This window comes from Umezawaea endophytica (assembly GCF_025061645.1).
Lineage (GTDB): Bacteria > Actinomycetota > Actinomycetes > Mycobacteriales > Pseudonocardiaceae > Umezawaea > Umezawaea endophytica.
Window position 1 is genome coordinate 1 of sequence record NZ_JANYMP010000020.1, and the last position, 22,403, is coordinate 22,403.

Sequence of the window (22,403 nt, forward strand, 5' to 3'; positions counted from 1 at the left end):
AACTCTCCCAAGCCCGCACCGCCGCCGCCATCACCGCGCTGCTCGGTGGAGGTGGGGCACCGGCGCCGAAGGCGATCGAGAACACCGGCGCCGAGGCGGTGGTGATCGCCCCGCAGCGGCTGGTGATGGCGGAGTTCGCGCTGCCGTCGGCCACCGCCCCCGAATCGTTGGCCGGTCGGCGCTTCCTGGTCGTCGGCGACGGCGAGGAACTGGTGGCACGGCTCGTGGACCTGGGCGCGGAGGTGACCCGCGACCCGGCCGCGACGGTCGACGGCGTGTTCCACCTCGACCGCTCGACCGCGCTGCCCGAGGCGTTCCCGCTGTTCCGGGCGTTGCTGGCCAACGGTCCTCGCCACCTGGTCGTCGTGGGGTCCGGCGAAGGCCTGCGCGGGTTCACCCGCAGCGCCGCCAGGGAGTACCCCGACACGGCGGTGAAGGTCGTCGAGTTCGACGGTGAGGTCCGGGTGGACGCGCTGGTCGCCGAACTCGGGGCCACCGACGGAGAACCCGTCGTCCGGATCACCGGAGCGGGCCGGGTCGGGCTGCGGATGGTCGAGACCGACCTGGGGCTGCTCGGCAGCTCCGGCGCGGGCCCGGCCGGTGACGGCGCCGCCGAAGCGCTGGCGATCGGGCTCGACCGCGACTCCGTCGTGCTGCTGGTCGGTGGCGCGAAGGGCATCACCGCCCGCTTCGCCGCCACGGTGGCGAGCGCGAGCCGGTGCCGGATCGAACTGCTGGGCCGCACCGCGCTGCCCACCGAGGACGAGCCGCCCGCCATCGCGGCGGCGGCCGACCCCGCCGCCCTGCGGGCCGCGCTGATCGCGAGCGGGCTGCGGGTCCCGGCCGAGATCGAACGGGAGATCGGGCGGATCGAGGCCGTGCGGGAGGTGCGCGACACCGTGCGGCGGCTGACCGAGTTGGGCAGCGCGGTGCGCTACCACTCCGTGGACATGCGGGACGTCGAGGCCGTGCACCGCGCGGTCAAGGAGATCCACACCGAGCACGGCAGGCTCGACGGCGTCGTGTACGCGGCCGGGGTCATCGAGGACAAGCTGATCGCGGAGAAGACCGCCGAGTCGTTCGGCCGGGTGTTCGCCACCAAGGTCGACGGCGCCAAGACGCTCCTCGAAGCCGTCGACGGGCTGCCGAACGGGCCGCGGTTCGCGGTGTTCTTCGGCAGCATCGCCGCGGTGCTGGGCAACCGCGGCCAGTCCGACTACGCCGCCGCGAACGACGCACTGGAATCGTTGGCGCGCCGGTGCTCCTACCGCGCGCTGACCGTCCACTGGGGACCGTGGGCGCCGACCGGCGTCAACAACGGCATGGTGACGCCGGAGCTGATGCGGTCCTACGCCAAGCGCGGCATCAAGCTGATCGACCCGGAGGAGGGCGCGCTCAGCCTGCTGCGCGAACTCGCCTGGGGCCCGGAGGCGCTGGACTCGGTGGTCTACACGGCATCGGGCTGGTGACGACGATGAGCACCCCTGTCGCCATCGTCGGCATGTCGGTCCTGCTGCCCGGCGCGCCGGACCTGGACACGTACTGGGGCAACATCACCAGCGGCGTGGACGCGATCACCGAGGTCCCGGCCGGCCGCTGGGACGCCGACTACTACGAGCCCGACCTGGCACGCCGGGCCGACCGGGTCTACTGCCGCCGCGGCGGTTTCGTAGACCCGCTGGCCGAGGTCGACGTCGTGAGCTTCGGGATCATGCCGAACTCCGTGGCGGGCACCGAACCCGACCAGTTGATCGCCCTGCACGTCGCGGCGGCGGCCATCGCGGACGCGGGCGGCGACGCCCGGCTGCCGGTCGACCGGGAGCGCGTCGGCGTGGTGCTCGGCCGCGGCGGCTACCTGACGCCCGCGCTGGCCCGGCTGGACCAGCGGGTCCGGACAGCGCGCCAGCTCGTGCGCACGCTCGGCCAGCTCATGCCGGAACTGGGCGACGAGAAGCTGGAGCAGGTGCGGCAGGCGTTCAGCGACCAGCTCGGCCCGGACTCCCCGGAGTCCGCGATCGGGCTGGTGCCGAACCTCGCCGCGTCCCGCGTGGCGAACCGGCTCGACCTGCGCGGCCCCGCCTACACCGTGGACGCGGCCTGCGCGTCCTCGCTGGTCGCGGTCGACCACGCGGTGCGCGAACTCGCCGACGGGCGCTGCGACGTGGTGCTCGCGGGCGGGGTGCACCACTGCCACGACATCACGCTGTGGAGCGTCTTCACCCAGCTCGGCGCCCTGTCACCGAGCCAGCGCATCCGTCCGTTCGACAAGGGCGCGGACGGCGTGCTGATCGGCGAGGGCACGGGTGTGGTGGTGCTGAAGCGCCTCGCCGACGCCGAGCGCGACGGCGACCGGGTGTACGCGGTGATCACCGGGACCGGTGTCGCCAGCGACGGCCGCACCGCGTCGCTCGTCAACCCGGACACCGGCGGCCAGGTCCGCGCGATCCGCCAGGCGTGGCTCGCCGCGGGCACCGATCCGACCGCGTCGGGCTCGATCGGTCTGCTGGAAGCCCACGGCACGGCCACCCCCGCCGGTGACGCGGCCGAACTCGCGACGCTGGCCGAGGTGTTCGGGCCCGCGTCCGCGACCGACCGGCCGGTGATCGGCTCGGTCAAGTCCATGATCGGCCACACCATGCCGGCGGCGGGCGTCGCCGCGCTGGTGAAGGCCGCTCTGGCCGTGCACCACGGAGTCCTGCCGCCCACCCTGCACTGCGAGGACCCGCACCCGGCGCTGGCGACCACCCGGTTCCGGCCGATCGCCGAGGTCCGGCCGTGGGTCGACGAGGTGCGGCGGGCGGGCGTGAACGCGTTCGGGTTCGGCGGCATCAACGCGCACGTCGTGCTGGAGCAGGCCCCCACCAGCAGGCCGGGTCCGGCCGTGGTGCTGGAACCGGAACGGGTGCTGCGGCTGTCCGCGGCGTCCCCCGGCCACCTGGCCGCGCTGCTCGACACCGACGACGCGACCGTGCTCGCCGCGAGCCTGGACGAGCGCGAGGCGGCGACCGGGCCGACCCGGCTCGGGATCGTCGACCCCACCCCGAAACGCCTCGCGCTGGCGCGCAAGGCCGTGGCCAAGGGCGCGGGCTGGCGGGGCCGCAACGACGTGTGGTTCGCGCCGAAACCCCTGCTGGGCACCGGGGGCGGCAAGCTCGCGTTCATCTTCCCCGGTCTGGAGGCGGACTTCGCGCCGTCCGTGGACGCGCTCGCCCGCCGGTTCGGCCTCGACTGGCGCTCCGAAGCGCTCGTCGGCGACGTCGGCAGGCACGGCACGGGCGTGTTCCAGCTCGGCAGGCTCCTGGACACCGTGCTGCGCGAACTCGGCGTGCGGCCGGACGGCGTCGCGGGGCACAGCGTCGGCGAGTGGACCGCGATGGCCGCCGGGGGGATCCACTCCGCGCACCAGGTCGACGCGTTCCTCAGCGCCTTCGACCCGGACGCGCTGCGCGTGCCCGGCCTGGCGTTCGCGGTGCTCGGCGCCCCGGCCGACCAGGTGCTGGCCGCACTCGCGAACCAGGACGACGTGGTGCTGTCCCACGACAACGCGCCCAGCCAGTCGATGGTCTGCGGACCGGCCGAAGCCGTCGAGGCGCTGGTGCTGAGGTTCCGCGCCGACGGCGTGATCAGCCAGGTGCTGCCGTTCCAGTCCGGTTTCCACACGCCGATGCTCGAGCCCTACCTCGCGCCGATCCAGCGGGCGGCGGAGACCTACGACATCAACCCGGCGCGGGTGCCGGTGTGGTCGGCCACGACCGCGAGCGAGTTCCCGACCGACCCGGACGAGGTGCGCGCCCTGTTCGTCCGGCACCTGCTGGAGCCCGTGCGGTTCCGGCCGATGGTCGAGGCCATGCACGCGGCCGGGTTCCGGGCGTTCGTGCAGCTCGGCGTCGGCCAGACCGGGTCGCTGATCACGGACACGGTGCAGGGCAACGACACCCTGGTCGTGTCCGCGCACTCGCCGCACCGCGACGGGATCGACCAGGTGCGCCGGGTCGTGACCGCGCTGTGGGTCGACGGCGCCGAACCGGACGTCCGGCCGCTGCTCCCCGAGTCCGCGAAGCGGCGGCGGGCGCCGGTCCGGCTGGACCTCGGCGGTGCGCTCATCACGCTCGACTCGCGCACCCGGCTGCGGGTGCCCGGCCAGGCGTCCGCATTGGACAGCCTGGTCGACGGCTCGCCGCTCGCGGCGGAGTTGTCGTTGCTGCTCAAGGACACCGCGGACGTGGCGGCCGAGCTGCTCACGAAACGCAGGCCCGCCCCCGCTCCCTCGGTGCGGAAGCTCGACGCGGTGCTGCCGGTGTCCGTCGACACCATGCCCTACCTGCTGGACCACTGCTTCTTCCAGCAGCGCCCAGGCTGGCCCGACCACGTCGATAGCTGGCCGGTCGTGCCCGCCACGACGGTGATCGGCCACCTGATGGCGTTCGCCGAGCAGGCGGCTCCCGGACAGCGGGCCGTCGCGGTGCACGACGTGCGGCTCAGCCAGTGGATCACGGCCATCCCGTCGGTCGACGTGCCGGTCAGCGTCGTGCCCGCGGGTGACGACCGGGTGCTGGCCTCGCTGGACGGCTACTCCCGCGCGGTCGTCGAACTGGCGCCGGAGTTCCCCGCCCAGGCGCCCGCGCCCTGGACGTTCACCGACGAGCGGAAGCCGGACCTGACCGCGCGCGAGCTGTACGACGAGCGCTGGATGTTCCACGGCCCCCGGTTCCAGGGGGTCGAGGAGCTGACGGCGATCGGCCCGAAGCACGTGCGCGCCAGGCTGGTCACGCCCGCCGCGCCCGGCGCGCTGCTGGACAACGTCGGCCAGGTGCTCGGCTACTGGATCATGGCGTCGCTGCCGGACCGCACGACGGTGTTCCCGGTCGCGATCCACCGCATCCGCTTCCACGGCGACCACCCGGCCGCCGGGGAGGAGCTGGAGTGCCTGGTGCGCATCACCTCCGTGACCGACAACGCCCTGACCGCGGACATGCAGCTCGTCCGCCGCGGCCGCGTGTGGGCGGAGTTCGACGGCTGGTCGGACCGCCGGTTCGACAGCGACCCGAACATCCGCGCGAACGACCGGGCGCCGGGCCGCAACACGCTGTCCACTGTGGAGGATGGCGGCTGGACGCGCGTGCACGAGCGGTGGCCGGACCTGGCGACCCGCGAGCTGATCATGCGCAACCAGCTCGGCAGCGCCGAGCGCGAGCAGTACGACCAGCAGTCGCCGCGGGCGAAGCGGCAGTGGCTGCTGGGCCGGATCGCGGCGAAGGACGCGGTGCGCCGCTGGATGTGGGAGCACGGCGAGGGCGAGGTGTTCCCGGCCGAACTCCTGTTGCGCGACAACGAGGTCGTGGGCGTGCACGGGCGGGAGGCTCCCCCGTTGACGGTGTCGGTCGCCCATCACGGGGAACTCGGCGTCGGGATCGCCCGACGTGGTCGCTGCGGTATCGCCGTCGAGCCTGCGGACGACCCGGACGCCGTGGCGAAGGCGAGCAGTGCGGCTCTGGAAAAAGCTTTCGGAGCGCGCTTCGCACCCTCCGACGGCGCGGTCCCCGAAGTGCGGTGCGCACGGATCGGCAACCCGCCGGGTCTGCCGAGCAGGGAGTACATCGTGGCCTGGACGGCCGACGACGAACAGGAGATGGGCACATGAGCGTCGAAACCACCGCGCCGGTCACCGAAGGCCAGGTCACCCAGGACCAGATCACCGGCGAAGCGGTGCTCGCCGAGATCTCCGGGATGCTGCGCGTCCTGCTGGACGAGTACGGCCTCGACGACGTCGAGATCACCATGGCCACCAAGTTCCACGAGGACCTGGAGTTGGAGAGCATCGACCTCGTCTCGCTCTCCGCCGACCTCAAGGAGCGCTACGGCAACCAGGTCAACTTCGCCGAGTTCATCGCGGGGTTCGACCTGGAGGAGATCATCGCGATGACCGTCGGCCAGCTCGTCGACCACGTCGTGGTGTCGCTGCGCGAAGCGGCCCGCGGATGACGAAGATCCTCGCGGGCGACCTCGACACCCACGTGCAGCGCCTCCCGCCGACGATCCCGGTCGACGGCGAGGCGCCGGTCGTGGTGTTCATCCACGGCCTGCTCACCGACAGCCTGGCGAGCTACTACTTCACCCTCGGGCCCGCGTTCGCGGCGGCGGGCGTCGACGTGGTGATGTACGACCTGCGCGGGCACGGCAAGTCCGGCCGACCGGCGACCGGCTACCAGTTGGAGCGGTTCGTCTCCGACCTGGTGTCGCTGCTGGACGCCATGGACATCACCCGGCCCGTGCACCTGGTCGGCAACTCCTTCGGCGGCAGCATCGCGTTCGGCCTCGCCGCAGCGCACCCGGAGCGGGTCGCCACGGTCATCGCCATCGAGGCCGAGCCGCCCGTCCAGGCGTGGACCGTGCGGATGGCCGAGGGCCTTGACCTGGCCAAGTCGCAGCTCACCCAGGACGCGGTGATCGACTGGATCGCGGTCAACAACGGCAAGCACACCGCCCGGCTGTCACGGGCCGCGGGCAGGCTGCTCCAGGTGACCTCGATGCTGGAGGACATCCCGGTCAGCGACACGATCGCGGACGACCTGTCGGCGATCCGCTGCCCGGTGCTGGCGATCTTCGGCGCCGATTCGGGGCTGTCGCGGCAGGTGCCGTACTTCGAGTCGTACCTGGCGTCGTGCCGCACGGTCGTGCTGCCCGACCAGGGCCACTCGGTGCTGATCGAGCGCACGGACGAGACCCGCGACGCGATCCTGGGCTGGGTGCGCGACCACGCGTTGGGCCGCGTCGGGTGAGCCGGTTCCTCTTCGTGGTGCCGCCGCTGGTCGGGCACGTCAACCCGACCATCGGGGTCGCCGCGGAACTGGTCTCGCGCGGCCACGAGGTCGCGTGGGCGGGCCACCACGACGCGATCGGGAAGCTCGTCGGACCGGACGCGCGGGTGTTCGGCTGCGCGTCACCGGAACTGGTGCCGCGCGGCTCGGACCTGACCGGCCCGGCGGCGTTCCGGTTCCTGTGGCAGGAGTTCCTGCTGCCGCTGGGCGAGGCCATGAAACCCGGTGTGCGCACGGCGATCGGGGCGTTCCGGCCGGACGTCGTGGTCGCCGACCAGCAGGCCATCGCGGGTGGGCTGGTCGCCGAGGAGCTCGGCGTCCCGTGGATCACGTCCGCCACGACGTCCGCCGAACTCGTGGACCCGTTGGCAGGCATGCCGAAGGTCAAGGCGTGGCTCGCCGAGCGGATCGACGCGCTGCGCGGCGGGCACGGCGGACCGGACCCGAGGATGTCGCCGCACGGCGTCCTCGCGTTCACCACGCGGGAACTGCTCGGCGAGGTCGACCTCCCCCACGACGACGTGTGGCTGGTCGGCCCATCCATCGTCCCCCGACCGTCCACAGCGGACTTCCCGTGGGAGTGGCTGACCCGCGACGCGCCCACCGTGCTGGTCACCCTGGGCACGGCGAACGCCGACGCCGGTCACCGCTTCCTCGCCCAGGCCGCGCAGGCGTTGGCGCGCCTGGACGTCCGGGCCGTGCTGGTCGACCCGGACAGCTCGCTGACCGAGGTCGGCGACAACGTCCTGGTGCGGCGGCACGTCCCACAGCTCGACCTGCTCCCCCACGTCGACGCCGTGGTCTGCCACGCGGGCCACAACACGGTGTGCGAGGCGCTGTGGCACGGCGTCCCCCTCGTCGTCGCGCCGATCCGCGACGACCAGCCCATCGTCGCGGGCCAGGTCGTCGACGCGGGCGCGGGCGTGCGGGTGCGCTTCTCCCGCGCCACCTCGACCCACCTGTCCGATGCCGTCACGGCCGTGCTCGACGAGGCGAACGGCCACCGCAAGGCCGCCGCGCTCGTCGGCGACTCGTTCCGCGCGGCAGGCGGCGCGACCCGCGCCGCCGACCACCTCGAGAAGGTGTGAGGACCCCGATGTCCGGATCTTTCGGCACGCTGCTGTCGTACGCGAGGCCGCACCGCGCGGTCCTGCTGTCCACGCTCGCGCTGACCCTGCTGGCCAGCGCCTGCGGCCTCGCCCAGCCGCTGGTGGCGCAGGACGTGCTGAGCGCGCTGGGCACCGGCGGCGGCGTGACGGGCCCGATCCTCGCGCTCGCCGCCCTGCTGCTCGCGGGGGCCGCGCTGACCGGCGGGACGGCGTGGCTCCAGCAGCGCACGTCGGAGAGCGTCGTCCGCGACGTCCGCCGCGGCCTGGTGTTCCGGCTCATCCGGCTCCGCGTCCCCGAGCTGGACCGGCGCCCGCCGGGCGACCTGATCGCCAGGGTCACGTCCGACAGCACCCTGCTCCAGAGCGCGGCGACCGAGGGCCTGATCCTGGTCGTCAACGGCGCGCTGACGCTCGTCGGCGCGATCGTGCTGATGGGCACCCTGCACCTCGGGCTGCTCGGCGTGACGCTGCTGGTCCTGTTCGCGGTCGCGGTGGTCCTGACCCTCGTGCTGCCCCGCATCCGCCAGGCCGTGGCACGGGCCCAGGAGTCGGTCGGCGCGATCGGCGCCACCCTCGACCGCACGCTGGGCGCCGCCAGGACCGTGAAGGCGAACGGCGCGGAGGACCGCGAGACCGCCCGCGCCGAGGACGCCGTCGAGCACGCCTACCAGGCCGGACTCGTCGGCGCGCGCTACTCCGCGATCGTCAGCGTCGTCTCCGGCGCGTCGATCCAGGGCGCTTTCCTGGCCGTGCTCGGCTTCGGGGGGATGCTCGTGGCGTCCGGCGACCTGTCGGTGGCCTCGCTGATCGCGTTCCTCCTCTACGTGTTCTTCCTGGCGGGCCCGATCGCCTCCCTCATCGGCGGCGCCAGCAAGCTCCAGCAGGGCCTTGGCGCGGTGGGCCGCATCGAGGAGGTCCGCGACATGCCCATCGAGGACGACGTGGCCGCGCTCGTGGCGCTCCCCGACGGCCTGCCCCCGCCGTCGATCGAACTGCGGGACGTCCACTTCTCCTACCCCGGCCGCGCCCCCGCGTTGCAGGGCGTCTCCTTCACCATCGCGGGCGGCACCCAGACCGCGCTGGTCGGCCTGTCCGGCGCGGGCAAGACCACCATGTTCGCCCTGCTCCAGCGCTTCTACGACCCGGTGGCGGGCTCGGTCCTCATCGACGGCCGGGACGTCTCCTCGATGACCCGCGCCGAGGTCCGCCGACGCATCGCCTACGTCGAGCAGGACGCTCCCGCGATGGCGGGCACCATCCGCGACAACCTCCTCTACGCCGCCCCTTCGGCGACGGACGAGGACATCGCCGAGGCACTGCGCGTGACCTGCCTCGACACCCTGGTGAACGGTCTTGAGCTGGGCCTGGACACCTCCGTAGGGCCGCGCGGCGTGACCCTGTCCGGCGGCGAGCGCCAGCGGCTGGCCATCGCCAGGGCGTTGCTCCGCAAACCGCAGGTGCTCCTCCTCGACGAGGCCACGGCGCAGCTCGACGCCCGCAACGAGCAGGCCCTGCGGGACGCCGTCACCAGCGCCGCGCGGCGCTGCACCGTGGTCCTGATCGCGCACCGCCTGTCGACGGTGACCGAGGTCGACCAGATCGTGGTGCTGGAACACGGATCGGTGCGGGCGAGGGGCACGCACCGCTCGCTGGTGGACGACGACGACCTGTACCGCGAACTGGCGTCGACCCAACTCCTTGCCGATGCTATGGAATAGTCGGTGGTGTGCCGGTACGCAAACCGCTCGTGCTCGCCATCTGCTGCATGAGCCTCTTCATCGTCGGCTTGGACGCGACGATCGTGAACCTCGCGCTGCCGTCGATCCGCGAGGAGCTGGACGCCTCGGTGACCGGACTCCAGTGGACGGTCGACGCGTACACGCTCGTCCTGGCGGCCCTGCTCGTGCTGTCCGGCTCCACCGCCGACCGCCTGGGCAGGCGCCGCACGTTCCAGACGGGCCTGGTCCTCTTCAGCCTCGGCTCGCTGCTGTGCAGCATCGCGCCGTCCGTCGGCCTGCTCATCGTGTTCCGCATGGTCCAGGCCGCGGGCGGCTCCATGCTCAACCCGGTCGCCATGTCGATCATCACCAACACCTTCACCGAGAAGCGCGAACGCGCCAGGGCCATCGGCGTCTGGGGCGGCGTGGTCGGCCTCAGCATGGCCGCGGGCCCGCTCGTGGGCGGCGCGCTGGTGGAGACGATCGGCTGGCGGTCGATCTTCTGGCTCAACGTCCCGGTCGGCGTGCTGGCCATCGTCCTCACGGCCCTCTTCGTCCCGGAGTCGAAGGCCCCGAACCCCCGCCGACTGGACCCGGTCGGCCAACTACTGGTGATCGTGATCCTCGCGGGAACCGTCTTCGGGATCATCGAGGGCCCCGGCAAGGGCTGGACGTCACCACTGATCATCGGCTGCTTCACCGCGGCCGCACTGGCGCTCGCCGCCCTGCTCTTCTACGAGCCCCGCCGCGAGGACCCACTCCTGGAACTGCGCTTCTTCCGCAGCATCCCCTTCTCCGGCGCCACGGTGATCGCGGTCTGCGCCTTCGCCGCGCTGGGCGGCTTCCTGTTCCTCAACAGCATCTACCTCCAGGAAACCCGCGGCTTCTCCGCCTTGCACGCGGGTTTGCTGACGTTGCCCATGGCCGCCATGACCGCCATCTTCGCTCCCCTGTCCGGCCGTCTCGTAGGCGCTTGGGGAGCACGGGTCCCGCTGCTGGTCGCCGGAGTCGGCCTCACCACCGCGGGCCTCCTGCTGACCAGGACCGGCCCCGACTCACCGATCGCGCTGCTGGTCGTCGCGTACACCGCGTTCGGCATCGGGTTCGGCATGGTGAACGCACCGATCACGAACACCGCCGTCTCCGGGATGCCCACCGAACAGGCGGGCGTGGCCGCGGCCATCGCCTCCACCAGCCGCCAGGTCGGCGCGGCACTGGGCGTCGCCCTGATCGGCGCTTTCGCCGGCAGCGCGGTCGGCTGGTGGATCATCGCGGGCTGCGGGGTGGCGGTCACCGTGCTGGGCGCGGCGACAACCGGTCAACGAGCGTTGAAGTCCACGCTGTAGAGGATCTTCTTCGCCGGGTGCGTCCTGGCGACGTCCAGCATGGCGAGGCCGAGGTTCTCGGTCGTGGTGGTCACCTTGGGGAACAGCTTGTTCAGCAGCGGGTAGGCCGGTCCGAACACCTTGTAGAGACGATTCGCCCACCGGTGCGGCGACACCACACCGTGCAACGGCTGGATGTATCCGGGCCTGAACGCGTATCCCCTTGGTGACAACGCCATCACGTCGTTCTCCGTCTTCCCCTTGACCCGCGCCCACATCTGGCGGCCCTTCTCGGAGGTGTCGGTACCGGCGCCGGAGACGTAGATGAAGGTCGAGTTCGGGTTGAGTTCAGAGAGGAGGCGGGCGGCGGCGAGGGTGAAGTCGTAGGTGATTCGGGTGTAGTCGGGTTCGTTCATGCCTACGGAGGAGACGCCCAGGCAGAAGAAGCAGGCGTCGTAGTTGGTTAGCTGGTCTCGGAGGGGGGAGAGGTCGGAGAAGTCGGTGTGGATGACTTCGGTGAGTTTGGGGTCGGATTTGCCGGTGGGGCGGCGGCCGATGGAGAGGACGGACTCCACATCGGACGCGACCAGACATTCCCGCAACACACCCTGGCCGACCATGCCACTGGCACCGAAGACGATGACCTTCATGAGCGAAGGCTAGAGCAATGGGGGGAGGGGTGAACGGATCTGTCTTGCCATGAACACACACATCCTCAACACGAAACCCCGCCAGATCCGCCGATCCCGCCCCGGCGAAGTGCTCCCGGATTGCTTCCCGACTGAGCAGCGGGGTGTCGCCGAGTGGGGCCATTGGGTGTCGTACATCGGTTTCTTCGGCGTAGAACGCGGCCAGCTTGTCCACCTGGCTGCGGTCGCCGTTCTGCAACCGGCAGGCGCCGTCGAGGATGGCGCGGAATACGTCTTCAGGGGTCGACATCGTGTATGTCCTTCCAAGCGGAGTATTCGCTCCGGATGATACGGAGTTCAAACTCCGGTTAGCAAGGGGTGGTCGGCGGGAGTGAGACTGTTGGGGAGGGAGGATGGTGGGATGCGGAGTGACGCGCGGGCTAACCGGGACCGGGTGTTGGCTGCTGCCGAAGAGGTTTTTGGTGAGTCCGGCAACGCCGGCTCGACCGACGAGGTCGCGCGGCGCGCCGGTGTCGGTATCGGTACGGTTTTCCGGCATTTCCCGACCAAACGGGCGCTGCTCAAGGCCACGATCGTTCGACACCTCACGCTGCTAGCCGAAACAGCGCGAGCGCGCAGTGAAGGCGGCGAAGCCGGAGCGGCGTTTCGGGAAACGTTCCGCGAGATGGTTTCCGGCGCTCCGGCGAAGCTCGCGCTCGTCGCGTTGCTGGAAGAACCCGCCGACCCGACCGACTCAACCGACGAGGTGATGGCCGCGGCCATCATGGTGCGCGACGCCGTCGAGGAGTTGCTGTCCCGTGGCCAGCAGGCCGGCGAGGTGCGGGCGGACGCGACCGTCGATGAGGTCTACCTGCTGATCAGAGCGCTGGCCAACGCCAGGGGTGACCGGACCGTCGTGGACAGAGCGGTCGACATAGTGCTGGACGGCCTGTCCCCCCAACATTCCGAATAGCCCACCCCGACGCGCCGAGAGCGCGGATTCAGGCAGCAGTCGGGTGGGGGTGGCAGCGTTGGGCAGGTGAGCGGCGCGAACTGTTCCACGCCGGGGCGCCGCCACCCAGGTCGACGCTGGTCGCGGTGAGCCAGGTGATTCACGAGCCGAGCGCTAGTTCACCAGCCAACCGGCGGGATCGAGGAGCGCGGTTCCGGACACCGCGCGACCCGACCGGCAGGCCGCCCGAACCGAGCACCGGCCCCGTCACCCACCGCAACGCGGCGAAAGCCAGGCGCACCACCGCCAGACGAAAGCCAAGCACACCAACACAGGACCAAAGCCGGACACGGCCACCACCAGGCCAAAGCCAGGCGCACCGCCGCCAGGCGAAAGCTAGGCGCGCTCAGCCCGTCGCACCACCGCCAGGCGAAAGCCAGACGCGCTCAGCCTGTCGCACCACCACCCGGCCAAAACCAGGCACGCTCAGCCCATCGCACCACCACCCGGCCAAAACCAGACGCACTCAGCCCATCGCACCACCACCCGACAAACCCACCCCCTACAACAGCGTCAACTGGTCCCGGTCAATCCCCCTCTGCGTAGGCACTCCTGCGGGCAGCGCGCCGTTCGGCCAGCGGCCCTCGCCGTCGCCCGGCACGCCGGCCTCTCCTCTCCCCACGAACCCGTGCCGTCTCAGCAGCGGCCGCATTCGGGTCTCCAGCCACCTCCGGTACCGCTTGTCCGCGTAGCTCCCGGACCCGTACAGGTTCCGGTACCCGTCCAGCAGGTCCGGGTGTTCGCGGAGCAGCCAGGACGCGAACCACTCCCGTGCGCCCGGTCGCAGGTGTAGGGCGAGTGCTGTCACGCCGGTGGCTCCGGTGGCCGCTACCGCGCCCAGCAGGGCGTCCAGGTGTTCCTCGGAGTCGGTCAGGGCGGGCAGGACGGGTGCGATGAAGACGCCGCAGGGCAGGCCTGCGTCCCGGACCCGGCGGACCAGGTCCAGGCGGGCCTGGGGGCTGGGGGTGCCGGGTTCGAGCGACTGCTGGAGGTCGCGGTCCAGCAGGGCGAGGGACACGCCGATCCCGACCGGCACGGACTTCGCGGCCTCGGTCAGCAGGGGTAGGTCGCGGGCGAGCACCGTGCCCTTGGTCAGGATGGAGAACGGGGTGCCCGAGTCGGCGAGCGCCTTGATGATCCCCGGCATCAGCCGGTACCGGCCCTCGGCCCGCTGGTACGGGTCCGTGTTGGTGCCCATCGCCACGTGCTCGCGCTGCCACCGCGTCGACCGCAACTGCCGGGTGAGCACCTGGACGGCGTTGACCTTCACCACGACCTGGGTGTCGAAGTCGTGGCCCGTGTCCAGGTCGAGGTAGCTGTGCGTGTTGCGGGCGAAGCAGTTGTGGCTCACGACACCGTTGGCGACGAAGTCGCCGGTGCCGGTGGTGATGTCGAACAGCTCCCGGTCCTCCCCGAGCGCCTCGACGGCGACGACGCCCACGGCCGCGTCGAGCGGCGCGGCGTCGACGGATCGGGACGAGCTGCGAGCCGGGTCGACCACGTGGCAGAACCGCAGGGCCTCCGGCGCGCCGCCGCGCACCCGCGTGACGCCGTCCTCGACCGTGCAGTCGAAGTCGAGGCGTTTCAACCCCAGCACCACGGCGTCCACGATGGGGTGGTCCGTGCGGATCCGCAGCACCCCGCCGTCGCACCGGCCCGCCGCGTCGAACACGCCCGCGAGGAACCCCTTGGTCCACCCGTCCCCCGGCGCGACGGGCCACTCGATCCGGTCACGGTCGAGGCCCGCGTACAGCTCGGCCCGCTCCAGCGCCTCGGGCTCGGTGGTCAGCCCGCCCCGGACGACGCCCCACAGGTACCCGCTCCGGTACTCGGCGTCCTGCTCGGGACCGGCGGAGAACCCGCCGAACCCGACCAGCCTGTCACCCACCGCCAGCCGCGGGAGGTCGCAGGAGCCGGACGCCACGTGCCTCCAGCCCTCGGTGGTCAGGAAGCGGTGGTCCCCACTGGACACCAGGGACGCACCGTCCTCGAGGACCACCCGGAACGCGGGCTTCACGGTGCGCCAGTGCGCGAGGACGGTGGTACGAACGTACCGACCGCCACGAGTGCCGCAGACCTCGTCGCCGACCTCCAGGTCGGCGAGCGCCCGAACCCTCCCGTCGCCCAGCAGCACCGGGGTCGAACCGTCCAAGCAGTACGTGCAGCCGTGCGTGCACCCGCGATAGGGGTTGACCGTCCACTTGAACGGCATCGGGGAGGCTCCGGGGACCTTGTTCAGCACGGACTTGGCGTGGACCTCGTGGAACACCACCTCGGCGAACTCGGGAGTTCGTACGCTGCGCACGAGCCCCGGCAACCCCGGTAGCGCCTGCCGAGGCGCCGCCCCGTCCTTCTGCCCGTCCCATCGCATGCAAATATTCGAACACGTGTTCGAACCGGCGTCAATCGGAGTCACCCGTTGGATTACCTACTGTCACTCTTCACCACCCCCGCGCTCACCTTCGCGGGCGCCACGACCACCTGGGGCGAGGTGTTCGGGTTCGTGACGGGCGCCCTCTGCGTGTGGTTGGTGGCCCGGCAGAACACCTGGAACTGGCCCATCGGCATCCTGAACAACCTGGCGTTCCTCGCGCTGTTCGCCACCAGCGGCCTCTACGCCGACTCGGGGTTGCAGGTCGTCTACCTGGGACTGGCGCTCTACGGCTGGTGGTCCTGGCTGCGCGGCGGCGTCGAGCACACGCCGCTGCCGGTCAGCCGCACGACGACGGCGCAGTGGCTCTGGCTGGCCGTCGCGGGCGTCGTGCTGACCGGTGTCCTGGTGTGGGTCCTGACGGCCTTCACGTCGTCGACCGTGCCGTGGGCGGACGCGATCACGACGGTCCTGTCGCTGCTGGCGACCTGGGGCCAGACGCGCAAGAAGCTGGAGTCGTGGTGGCTCTGGATCGCCGCCGACGTCATCTACGTGCCGCTCTACGCGTACAAGGGCCTGTGGCTCACGGCCGTCCTGTACCTCGGCTTCATCGCCCTGTGCGTCCTGGGCCTGCGGTCCTGGTCGAAGGCCTACCGCCGGGACCTGGTGGCCGCGTGACCCGCTTCCGCCACGCGCTGGTGCTCGGCAAGTTCTACCCGCCGCACGCCGGGCACCACCACCTGGTCCGCACGGCCGCGGCGAGCAGCGAGCGCACGACCGTCGCCGTGCTGGGGGCGAGCGTCGAGTCGATCCCGCTGGCCGACCGGGTGGCCTGGCTGGCCGCCGAGCACGCGGACGATCCCGGCGTGGTCGTCGTCGGTGACGTCGACGACCACCCGATGGACTTCGAGGACGACGCGATCTGGGAACTGCACATGGGCGTCACGCGGTCGGCGCTGGCCCGTCGGGCGATCCTCGACGGCGACCCGACGGGCGCGCCGGTGGACGCCGTGTTCTCCAGCGAGGCCTACGGGGACGAGCTGGCGAAGCGGCTGGGCGCGGAGCACGTGCCCGTCGACCCGGCGCGGTCGGCGTTCCCGGTGTCCGGCACGGCGGTGCGCGCCGACCCGGCCGCCCACTGGCACCACCTGGCGCCGTCGACGCGGCGCGGGCTCGTCGCGCGGATCGTCGTGGTGGGCGCGGAGAGCACCGGGACGACGACGCTGTCGCGCGCGCTGGCCGCCGAGCTGGGCGCGCCGTGGGTGCCGGAGTACGGCAGGCGGCACACGGAGCTGAAGCTGGCCGCCGCCAAGGCCTTCGACCCCCGCGCCGGGGTGGACGATCTGGTGTGGACGGTCGGCGACTTCGTGGACGTGGCCGTGCGCCAGCGGATCGACGAGGACGCGGCCGTGGACGGACCGGTCCTGGTGTGCGACAACGACCCGTGGGCGGCGACGGTCTGGGGCCACCGCTACCTCGGCGCGCCGCACCCCGACATCGCGCCGGACGCCCGGAAACCCGCCCTGTACCTGCTGACCGACCACGTCGGGGTGCCGTTCGAGCAGGACGGCTGGCGGGACGGCGAGCACCTCCGGGAGGCGATGACGGGCCTGTTCACCGCGGGCCTGGCCGACCGCGGTGTGCCGTGGCGGCTGCTCACCGGCACGCCCGACGACCGGCTGGCGCAAGCGGCGACGGCCGTGGAGGAGGTGCTCGCCGAGCACTTCCGCTTCGCGAAACCCCTGGAGGCGCCGAAAACCGGTCGCCAGGGGTGACCGGGCGGTCTACCGTCCGCGACCATGTCGAACGCCGAACTCCCCCGCCGGGCCGCCGAGGCGATCCTGCGCCGCGTGGCGCCGTCGGCGACGCTCACCGAGGTCATCCGCCGCACCGGCGGCGAGCTGAGCGGCGTCCACGAGCTGCGCTGCGCCGAACCGGTGATCGTCAAGGTCTACCCGGAGGAGTGGGACTACCGGCAGGACAAGGAGGTCCACGTCTACCGGACGCTCGCCCGGCACGGTGTCGGTCCCGTCCCCGAGGTGCTGCACGTCGAACGGGCGGGCGGCCTGCTCGACGAGGCCTTCACCGTGCTGAGCAGGATTCCCGGCGTGCCGATGTCCGAGGTCTCCGCGGGGATGGACGAGGCCGAGCACCGCGGGCTCTACCGGGGCATCGGGGAGTTCCTGGCCGCCGTGCACGACATCGGCCAGGACGGCTACGGCGAGATCACCACCGAGGTCGTCGACCCCGCGCCCGCCAACACCCCCTACATGACCCGCCGGTTCGCCCGGTCCCTCGCCCTCTTCGACGGCGACCCGGAGCTGCGCCGCGGCGTGGAGTCGTACGTCGCCGAGCGGGTCGGGCTGTTCGCTAGCTGCGCGGCGCCCGTGCTGTGCCACAACGACCTGCACGAGGGCAACGTGCTGGTCGCCGAGGGCCCGAACGGCTGGGCCGTCACGGGGTTCGTCGACGTGGAGAACGCCATCGCCGCCGATCCCCTGATCGACATCGCCAAGACCGACTACTACTCGATCCTCGGCGTCGAGGCCAAGCTGACCGGTCTGCTGGAGGGCTACGGCCCGCTGCCGGACGACTGGCGCGAGCGCGTGGCGGTCTACTCGCTGCACCACGCGCTGGAGCTGTGGTGCTTCCACAGCATCGTCGGCAACACCCGGTTCCTGCCCGACATCGCCGGGGGCGTGCGCCGCCGCCTGGCTAGACCGTGACCACGACCTGGTCCAGCGACTTGCGCATTAGGTTCGGCACGACGCAGTCGTCGGCCGGGTAGCCGATCGGGATGACCGCGAACGCCTTCTCGTTGCGCGGCCGGTCCAGCACCTCGCCGAGGAACCTCATCGGCGACGGCGTGTGCGTCAGCGCGGCCAGGCCGGACAGGTGCAGTGCGGTCAGCATCATCCCGACCGCGATGCCGACGGACTCGTCCACGTAGTAGTGCTTGCGCGTGCTGCCGTCGGGTTCGAGGTAGAACCGCTGCTGGAACACGACGACCAGGTGCGGCGCGTCGGTCAGGTGCGGCTTGTGGTCGTCCGTCCCGAGTGGACGGAGGGCGTCGAGCCACTGCTCGCCGAGCCTGCCCGCGTAGGAGATCCGCTCCTCTTCCTCCGCAGCGGCCCGGATGCGGGCGCGCACCTCGGGGTCCTTGACCACGACGAACGTCCACGGCTGCTGGTGCGCGCCGCTGGGCGCGGTCGCGGCGACCGCGATGGCGTTGAGCACCAGCTCGTCCGGCACGGCGTCCGCGGAGAACATCCGCACGGTGCGGCGTTCGTCCATCCGCGCCCGCAGGTCAGCCGAGATCCGCAGCGATTCCTCGAAGGCGAGCCGGGCCGGGCGGTACGGCACGGGGTCGAAGTCGAGGCCGTGGTCGGGAGTCCAGTGCGTCGTCACGGTTCGAGTGTGGCTCGGGTGGGGTGGCGAGGAGAACCCCTGTCCGCCGAACCGTCCGGATGTCGGGCACCCCAGTCGTCGTGAATGATGTGCGCCGTGACGGACAAGCTGCCGACGGGGCGACGCCGACGCCGAGCTCGACCGACGACGGGCCACGGCCATGGTCACGGTCACGGCCCGGCGGAGCCCGCGTCGAGACAGGTCCGCACGCTGCTGCTGGTCCTGCTCGTGCCGCTGGTGCTGGCGACCGTCGTCGGCGCGCTGCTGCTCTACCCGTTCGGCCACGACCAGAAGACCGGCGCGGAGATCGGCCTGCGGCAGAGCCCGGTGAAGGCCGACGTCACGGCCGTGGTCGCCGGGTCGTGCGGCGGCCAGGCGGGTACCGGGGAGTGCCTGCTGGTCACGGTGAGGATGACCGAGGGCGAGGCGTCCGGGCGGTCGATCACCGTCCCGGTGCCGAACGAGCCCGCGACGCCGAAGTTCGCCGTGGACGACGCCGTCGTGCTGGCCTACGCGGGCGCGAACCCGACGGACCCCCAGTCCTACCAACTGGTCGACTTCCAGCGCGGGCTGCCGCTGTCCGTGCTCGCGGCCCTGTTCGCGATAGCCGTGCTGCTGCTCGGCCGGTGGCAGGGGTTGAAGGCGCTCGGCGCGCTGGTGCTCAGCTTCGTGGTGCTGATCCTGTTCGTGCTGCCCGCGATCCTGGCGGGCGAGGACCCGCTGCTGGTGGCGGTGGTCGGCGCCGGGCTGATCATGTTCGTCGTGCTGTACCTCACGCACGGGCTGACGGCGCGCACGTCGACGGCGGTGCTCGGCACACTGGTCAGCCTGGCGATCATCGGCGCGCTCGGCTCGGCGTTCTCGGCGTTCGGCAAGCTCACCGGGCTGGACGAGGACACGGCGAACCTGGTCGCGCTGCTGGGCCGCGGCATCGACACGCGGGGGCTGCTGCTGGCGGGCGCCCTGATCGGCGCGCTCGGCGTGCTGGACGACGTGACCGTGACGCAGACCAGCTCCGTGTGGGAGCTGCGCAGGGCGAACCCGTCGCTGAGCCGCCGCGAGCTGTACTCGGCGGGCCTGCGGATCGGCCGCGACCACATGTCGTCGGTGGTCAACACGCTGGTCATGGCCTATGCGGGCGCGGCGTTGCCGCTGCTGCTGGCGTTCTCGCTGTCCGGGCGCGGGCTGTTCGAGATCTTCACCGCGCAGCAGGTCGCCCAGGAGATCGTCCGGACGCTGGTGGGCAGCATCGGCCTGGTCGCCGCGGTGCCGGTCACGACCGCGCTGGCCGTTCTGGTGGCGACGCGGGAGCCGGTGGCGGAATCCACAGTGGAGGAACCGCCCGCCGTCGAACCGGAGCCCGAACCCGAGCCCGAGCCGGTCGCCCCGCTCGGGAGGAGGCGACCGGCCGCCAGGCTGTCCGGTGACATCTACACCGGCTACCACCGGGACAAGGGTCCGTGGACCCGCCCTCAGTGAGCGATCAGCACCGCGACGAGCGCGATGGTCGCGGGCACCGTCTGGACGAAGATGATCTTCTTGCTGGCCGTCAGCGCGCCGTAGACGCCGGCCACCATGACGCACACCAGGAAGAACACGGCGAACTGGAACGAGGGGTCGCCGTCGACGACCAGCGAGTAGAGCAGGCCCGCGCCGAGGAAGCCGTTGTAGAGGCCCTGGTTGGCGCCGAGCGTCTTGGTCTCCTTCGCGAACTCCGGCGTCAGGCCGAACGCCTTGTACCCGCGCGGCTTGTCCCAGAGGAACATCTCCAGCACCAGGATGTAGAAGTGGATGATCGCCACGAGGCCGACCAGGATGTTCGCCGCGATCTGCACGGGGTCCTCCAGGGTTGAGCGCGTTTACCGGTCAGTATCGTGACAGCGGGCGGGCGTTCCGGCTCGCCCCGGTGCCCGGTTAGGGGTTTCGGGCAGCGGATTCAGGGGTGTTCGTGCAGCCCACGCGGTGAGGACCGCTCGGTCCATGGCGGATACTGGTGTCGTGGCACGTGGCAGGAACACCCCGCAGACGCTCAGCGAGCAGGTCGACTCCGGAACGGCCGAGCTGTCGCCGGACCCCGACCGGCCGAACGCCTGGCTGCTGCGGCTCAACGGCACCGCGCAGTCCCACGTGGACCTCGACGACCCGACGAACATCGAGTTCGAGTACGTCCAGCGCCTGGCCCACGTCGTGGACCTCATGGCGCCGACCGGCAAGCCCGTGCGGGCCCTCCACCTGGGCGGCGGCGGGTTCACGCTGCCGCGGTACATCTCCGCGACCAGGCCCCGGTCGACCCAGCAGGTCGTGGAGATCGACGCGGCGCTGATCGAACTGCTGCGGCGCGTGCTGCCGCCGGACAAGAACGCCCGCATCCGCATCCGCAACGGCGACGCCCGCGAGGTCATGTCCCGCGCGCCGGGCGACTCGTTCGACCTCGTCGTGAGCGACGTGTTCTCCGGCGCCCGCACACCCGCGCACCTGACGTCGCTCGAGTACGTCCAGGAGGCCGAGCGCACGATGGTCGCGGACGGGATCTACGCGTCGAACATCGGCGACGGCAACGCGCTGGTGTACGCCCGCGCCCAGGCGTCGACCGTGCGCGCGGTGTTCGAGCACGTCGCCGTGATCGCCGAGCCGGGCATCCTCCGAGGTCGCCGGTTCGGCAACCTGATCATCCTCGGCTCGCACGTCGAACTGCCCGTCGAGCAGCTCGTCCGGCGCACCGCGGGCGACCCGTTCCCCGGCCGCGTCGAGCACGGGCGGCAGGTGGAGAAGTTCATCGGCGGCGCGAAGCCGACGACGGACGCGACCGCCACCCAGTCACCCAGCCCGCCGCCCGGCACGTGGGGCCTGCCCCCGGAGTGATCACCTGCCCGGCGCCGCGGAACCCCACCCGATCGGCGGCGGGTGAAAGCAGTGATCAGGATGGTCGACCGCGCAGTCCGCACCTACCCTCGAAGTACTGGGAGGGAGGCGCGTGGATGTCGACCCTGGTCCTGTACACCCCGCAGAACCGCAGGCTCGACCTGTCCCGGCTCGACGGGCAGGACTTCGCCCTCGTCCGGTCGCTGCACCGCCAGATCCGTCGCGGGGACAGGACCCTGCTCTGCTTGCGCGCCTCGACCGGGGACGGGGCCGAGATGCACGTCCGGGTCCGCGACGGCCGCTACTGGGCGGTGCACTTCCCCGGAGGCGACTGCGGCCTGGATCGGCACGAGATCTCGCGGGAGTCCGACGAGCACCGGCGCCAGAAGGACTACTGGCAGCGCGCCGCCGAGCACGCGGGCTACCGGGCGTGGCAGGAGCACCGGACCGACGCGAACACGATCCTCGACGTGGCCATCGACGGCCCCTGCCGAACAGGCGTCGAGGTCCAGCACTCGACGCTGGGAACCTTCCAGGTCAAGTCACGCACCACGAAGTCGTTCAACGTCGGCTGGCTCCCCGTCTGGTTCCTCGACTCCGACAACACCCCGCCGTGGTTCCACCAGGTGCCCGCGCTCGGGTGCAACACGTTGCGGTGGAGTTCGCTGCCCGTGCGAGGCTCGGCCACCGCTTTCGGTCCGAGCAGGTTCGCCGCCCTGGCGTGCACGGTCGCGAACTTCGGCACCTGCCCGGCCAGCGGGAGATCCCCGTGCGGGAAGCACCACCCGCGACGTGAGCCCTGGCGCGGGCTCACCGTGGACGACATCGCCGAGATGATCCCCGCCAGGGAGATCGTTCCCATGCGCGATCTGCGGGACCACGTCCACCTCGTCTCACCCGCGAACCTGGCGCTGTTCGAGGAACTCACCGGACGCAGCGGTGAGTACCGGCCAGGCAGCGCGTCGACGCGAGCCGGTGCCGCCACCAGCAGCACGCCCTGCGCAAACCCCGCCCACGACGATCCGCCACCGGGGCCGGGTTGTTCGAAGTGCGGCCGTGCACGGGCGGGGCCCGGCCGCGTGCTGTGCCCCGCCTGCCTGCACCGGCTGCGGACCCGGCCCATGAGCTCGTACTACGACGTCCCGTAACGG

18 protein-coding genes are annotated in these 22,403 nt (G+C 71.7%); 14 read left to right on the forward strand and 4 right to left on the reverse strand.

Annotation, left to right across the window (positions count from 1 at the left end; all coding sequences use genetic code 11):
- The 7 genes from NZH93_RS33180 to NZH93_RS33210 all read left to right on the forward strand — a co-directional run.
- On the forward strand, positions 1–1,469 hold a 1,469-nt coding region (locus NZH93_RS33180; RefSeq protein WP_259627226.1), incomplete at its 5' end, for an SDR family NAD(P)-dependent oxidoreductase.
- Between the two features lie 5 nt (positions 1,470–1,474).
- Positions 1,475–5,641 carry a beta-ketoacyl synthase N-terminal-like domain-containing protein gene (locus tag NZH93_RS33185; RefSeq protein WP_259627227.1) on the forward strand — a complete coding sequence of 1,389 codons (4,167 nt, stop codon included), beginning with the start codon at positions 1,475–1,477 and terminating at the stop codon, positions 5,639–5,641.
- Positions 5,638–5,982, forward strand: a complete 345-nt coding sequence (locus NZH93_RS33190) for an acyl carrier protein (protein WP_259627228.1) — start codon at positions 5,638–5,640, stop codon at positions 5,980–5,982. The genes NZH93_RS33185 and NZH93_RS33190 overlap by 4 nt, the downstream gene beginning before the upstream one ends.
- Positions 5,979–6,779 (forward strand): alpha/beta fold hydrolase, encoded by an 801-nt coding sequence (locus NZH93_RS33195; RefSeq protein ID WP_259627229.1) that lies wholly within the window; start codon positions 5,979–5,981, stop codon positions 6,777–6,779. The genes NZH93_RS33190 and NZH93_RS33195 overlap by 4 nt, the downstream gene beginning before the upstream one ends.
- Positions 6,776–7,906, forward strand: coding sequence for a glycosyltransferase (locus tag NZH93_RS33200; RefSeq protein WP_259627230.1), 1,131 nt, complete (start codon positions 6,776–6,778; stop codon positions 7,904–7,906). The genes NZH93_RS33195 and NZH93_RS33200 overlap by 4 nt, the downstream gene beginning before the upstream one ends.
- Before the next feature lie 8 nt (positions 7,907–7,914).
- Positions 7,915–9,645, forward strand: coding sequence for an ABC transporter ATP-binding protein (locus NZH93_RS33205; RefSeq protein WP_259627231.1), 1,731 nt, complete (start codon positions 7,915–7,917; stop codon positions 9,643–9,645).
- Between the two features lie 8 nt (positions 9,646–9,653).
- Complete coding sequence (locus NZH93_RS33210; protein WP_308214263.1) at positions 9,654–10,991, forward strand: MFS transporter; 1,338 nt, start codon at positions 9,654–9,656, stop codon at positions 10,989–10,991.
- Here NZH93_RS33210 and NZH93_RS33215 read toward each other — a convergent pair.
- Positions 10,964–11,620: an NAD-dependent epimerase/dehydratase family protein gene (locus tag NZH93_RS33215; RefSeq protein ID WP_259627232.1), complete on the reverse strand. Its 657-nt coding sequence runs from the start codon at positions 11,618–11,620 to the stop codon at positions 10,964–10,966. The genes NZH93_RS33210 and NZH93_RS33215 overlap by 28 nt on opposite strands.
- A gap of 400 nt (positions 11,621–12,020) precedes the next feature.
- On the opposite strand from NZH93_RS33215, the gene NZH93_RS33220 reads away from it, so the two are divergent.
- On the forward strand, positions 12,021–12,572 hold the full coding sequence (locus NZH93_RS33220; protein WP_259627233.1) for a TetR/AcrR family transcriptional regulator: 552 nt from the start codon (positions 12,021–12,023) through the stop codon (positions 12,570–12,572).
- 541 nt (positions 12,573–13,113) lie between these two features.
- Here the strand turns inward: NZH93_RS33220 and NZH93_RS33225 are convergent.
- Complete coding sequence (locus tag NZH93_RS33225) at positions 13,114–14,982, reverse strand: intein-containing Rv2578c family radical SAM protein (RefSeq protein WP_259627234.1); 1,869 nt, start codon at positions 14,980–14,982, stop codon at positions 13,114–13,116.
- A 48-nt stretch (positions 14,983–15,030) separates the two neighbouring features.
- Between NZH93_RS33225 and pnuC the strand changes: the two genes are divergently transcribed.
- Genes pnuC through NZH93_RS33240 form a run of 3 tightly spaced genes read left to right on the forward strand, consistent with a single transcriptional unit; the run spans position 15,031 to position 17,708 of the window.
- A complete protein-coding gene (pnuC, locus tag NZH93_RS33230) occupies positions 15,031–15,660 on the forward strand; it encodes a nicotinamide riboside transporter PnuC (protein ID WP_259627235.1) in 630 nt (209 codons plus the stop codon).
- Positions 15,657–16,757 carry an AAA family ATPase gene (locus NZH93_RS33235; RefSeq protein WP_259627236.1) on the forward strand — a complete coding sequence of 367 codons (1,101 nt, stop codon included), beginning with the start codon at positions 15,657–15,659 and terminating at the stop codon, positions 16,755–16,757. Before pnuC ends, NZH93_RS33235 begins: the two co-directional genes overlap by 4 nt.
- Positions 16,758–16,781: 24 nt before the next feature.
- Complete coding sequence (locus tag NZH93_RS33240) at positions 16,782–17,708, forward strand: phosphotransferase family protein (protein ID WP_259627237.1); 927 nt, start codon at positions 16,782–16,784, stop codon at positions 17,706–17,708.
- On the opposite strand, the gene NZH93_RS33245 is transcribed toward NZH93_RS33240, so the two are convergent.
- A complete protein-coding gene (locus tag NZH93_RS33245) occupies positions 17,698–18,390 on the reverse strand; it encodes a nitroreductase family protein (protein ID WP_259627238.1) in 693 nt (230 codons plus the stop codon). The genes NZH93_RS33240 and NZH93_RS33245 overlap by 11 nt on opposite strands.
- A gap of 87 nt (positions 18,391–18,477) precedes the next feature.
- Here NZH93_RS33245 and NZH93_RS33250 point away from each other — a divergent pair, with 87 nt between their 5' ends.
- Entirely contained in the window at positions 18,478–19,869 is a 1,392-nt protein-coding gene (locus NZH93_RS33250) for a YibE/F family protein (RefSeq protein ID WP_372506952.1), read from the forward strand.
- On the opposite strand, the gene NZH93_RS33255 is transcribed toward NZH93_RS33250, so the two are convergent.
- The gene (locus NZH93_RS33255; RefSeq protein ID WP_259627240.1) at positions 19,863–20,225 is read right to left on the reverse strand and encodes a DUF1304 domain-containing protein; all 363 of its coding nucleotides are present in this window, start codon (positions 20,223–20,225) and stop codon (positions 19,863–19,865) included. The genes NZH93_RS33250 and NZH93_RS33255 overlap by 7 nt on opposite strands.
- A gap of 163 nt (positions 20,226–20,388) precedes the next feature.
- Between NZH93_RS33255 and NZH93_RS33260 the strand changes: the two genes are divergently transcribed.
- Entirely contained in the window at positions 20,389–21,252 is an 864-nt protein-coding gene (locus tag NZH93_RS33260; RefSeq protein WP_259627241.1) for a spermidine synthase, read from the forward strand.
- Positions 21,253–21,368: 116 nt separating this feature from the next.
- A complete protein-coding gene (locus NZH93_RS33265) occupies positions 21,369–22,400 on the forward strand; it encodes a competence protein CoiA family protein (RefSeq protein WP_259627242.1) in 1,032 nt (343 codons plus the stop codon).
- Positions 22,401–22,403 lie beyond the last annotated feature (3 nt).

Excerpts from the sequence above, each read along its gene's own strand:
- NZH93_RS33185 (WP_259627227.1), top strand. The coding sequence starts at position 1,475 with ATGAGCACCCCTGTCGCCATCGTCGGCATGTCGGTCCTGCTGCCCGGC.
- NZH93_RS33190 (WP_259627228.1), top strand. The coding sequence starts at position 5,638 with ATGAGCGTCGAAACCACCGCGCCGGTCACCGAAGGCCAGGTCACCCAG.
- NZH93_RS33195 (WP_259627229.1), top strand. The coding sequence starts at position 5,979 with ATGACGAAGATCCTCGCGGGCGACCTCGACACCCACGTGCAGCGCCTC.
- NZH93_RS33205 (WP_259627231.1), top strand. The coding sequence starts at position 7,915 with ATGTCCGGATCTTTCGGCACGCTGCTGTCGTACGCGAGGCCGCACCGC.
- NZH93_RS33215 (WP_259627232.1), bottom strand. The coding sequence starts at position 11,620 with ATGAAGGTCATCGTCTTCGGTGCCAGTGGCATGGTCGGCCAGGGTGTG.
- NZH93_RS33220 (WP_259627233.1), top strand. The coding sequence starts at position 12,021 with ATGCGGAGTGACGCGCGGGCTAACCGGGACCGGGTGTTGGCTGCTGCC.
- NZH93_RS33225 (WP_259627234.1), bottom strand. The coding sequence starts at position 14,982 with ATGCGATGGGACGGGCAGAAGGACGGGGCGGCGCCTCGGCAGGCGCTA.
- NZH93_RS33240 (WP_259627237.1), top strand. The coding sequence starts at position 16,782 with ATGTCGAACGCCGAACTCCCCCGCCGGGCCGCCGAGGCGATCCTGCGC.
- NZH93_RS33250 (WP_372506952.1), top strand. The coding sequence starts at position 18,478 with ATGTGCGCCGTGACGGACAAGCTGCCGACGGGGCGACGCCGACGCCGA.
- NZH93_RS33265 (WP_259627242.1), top strand. The coding sequence starts at position 21,369 with ATGTCGACCCTGGTCCTGTACACCCCGCAGAACCGCAGGCTCGACCTG.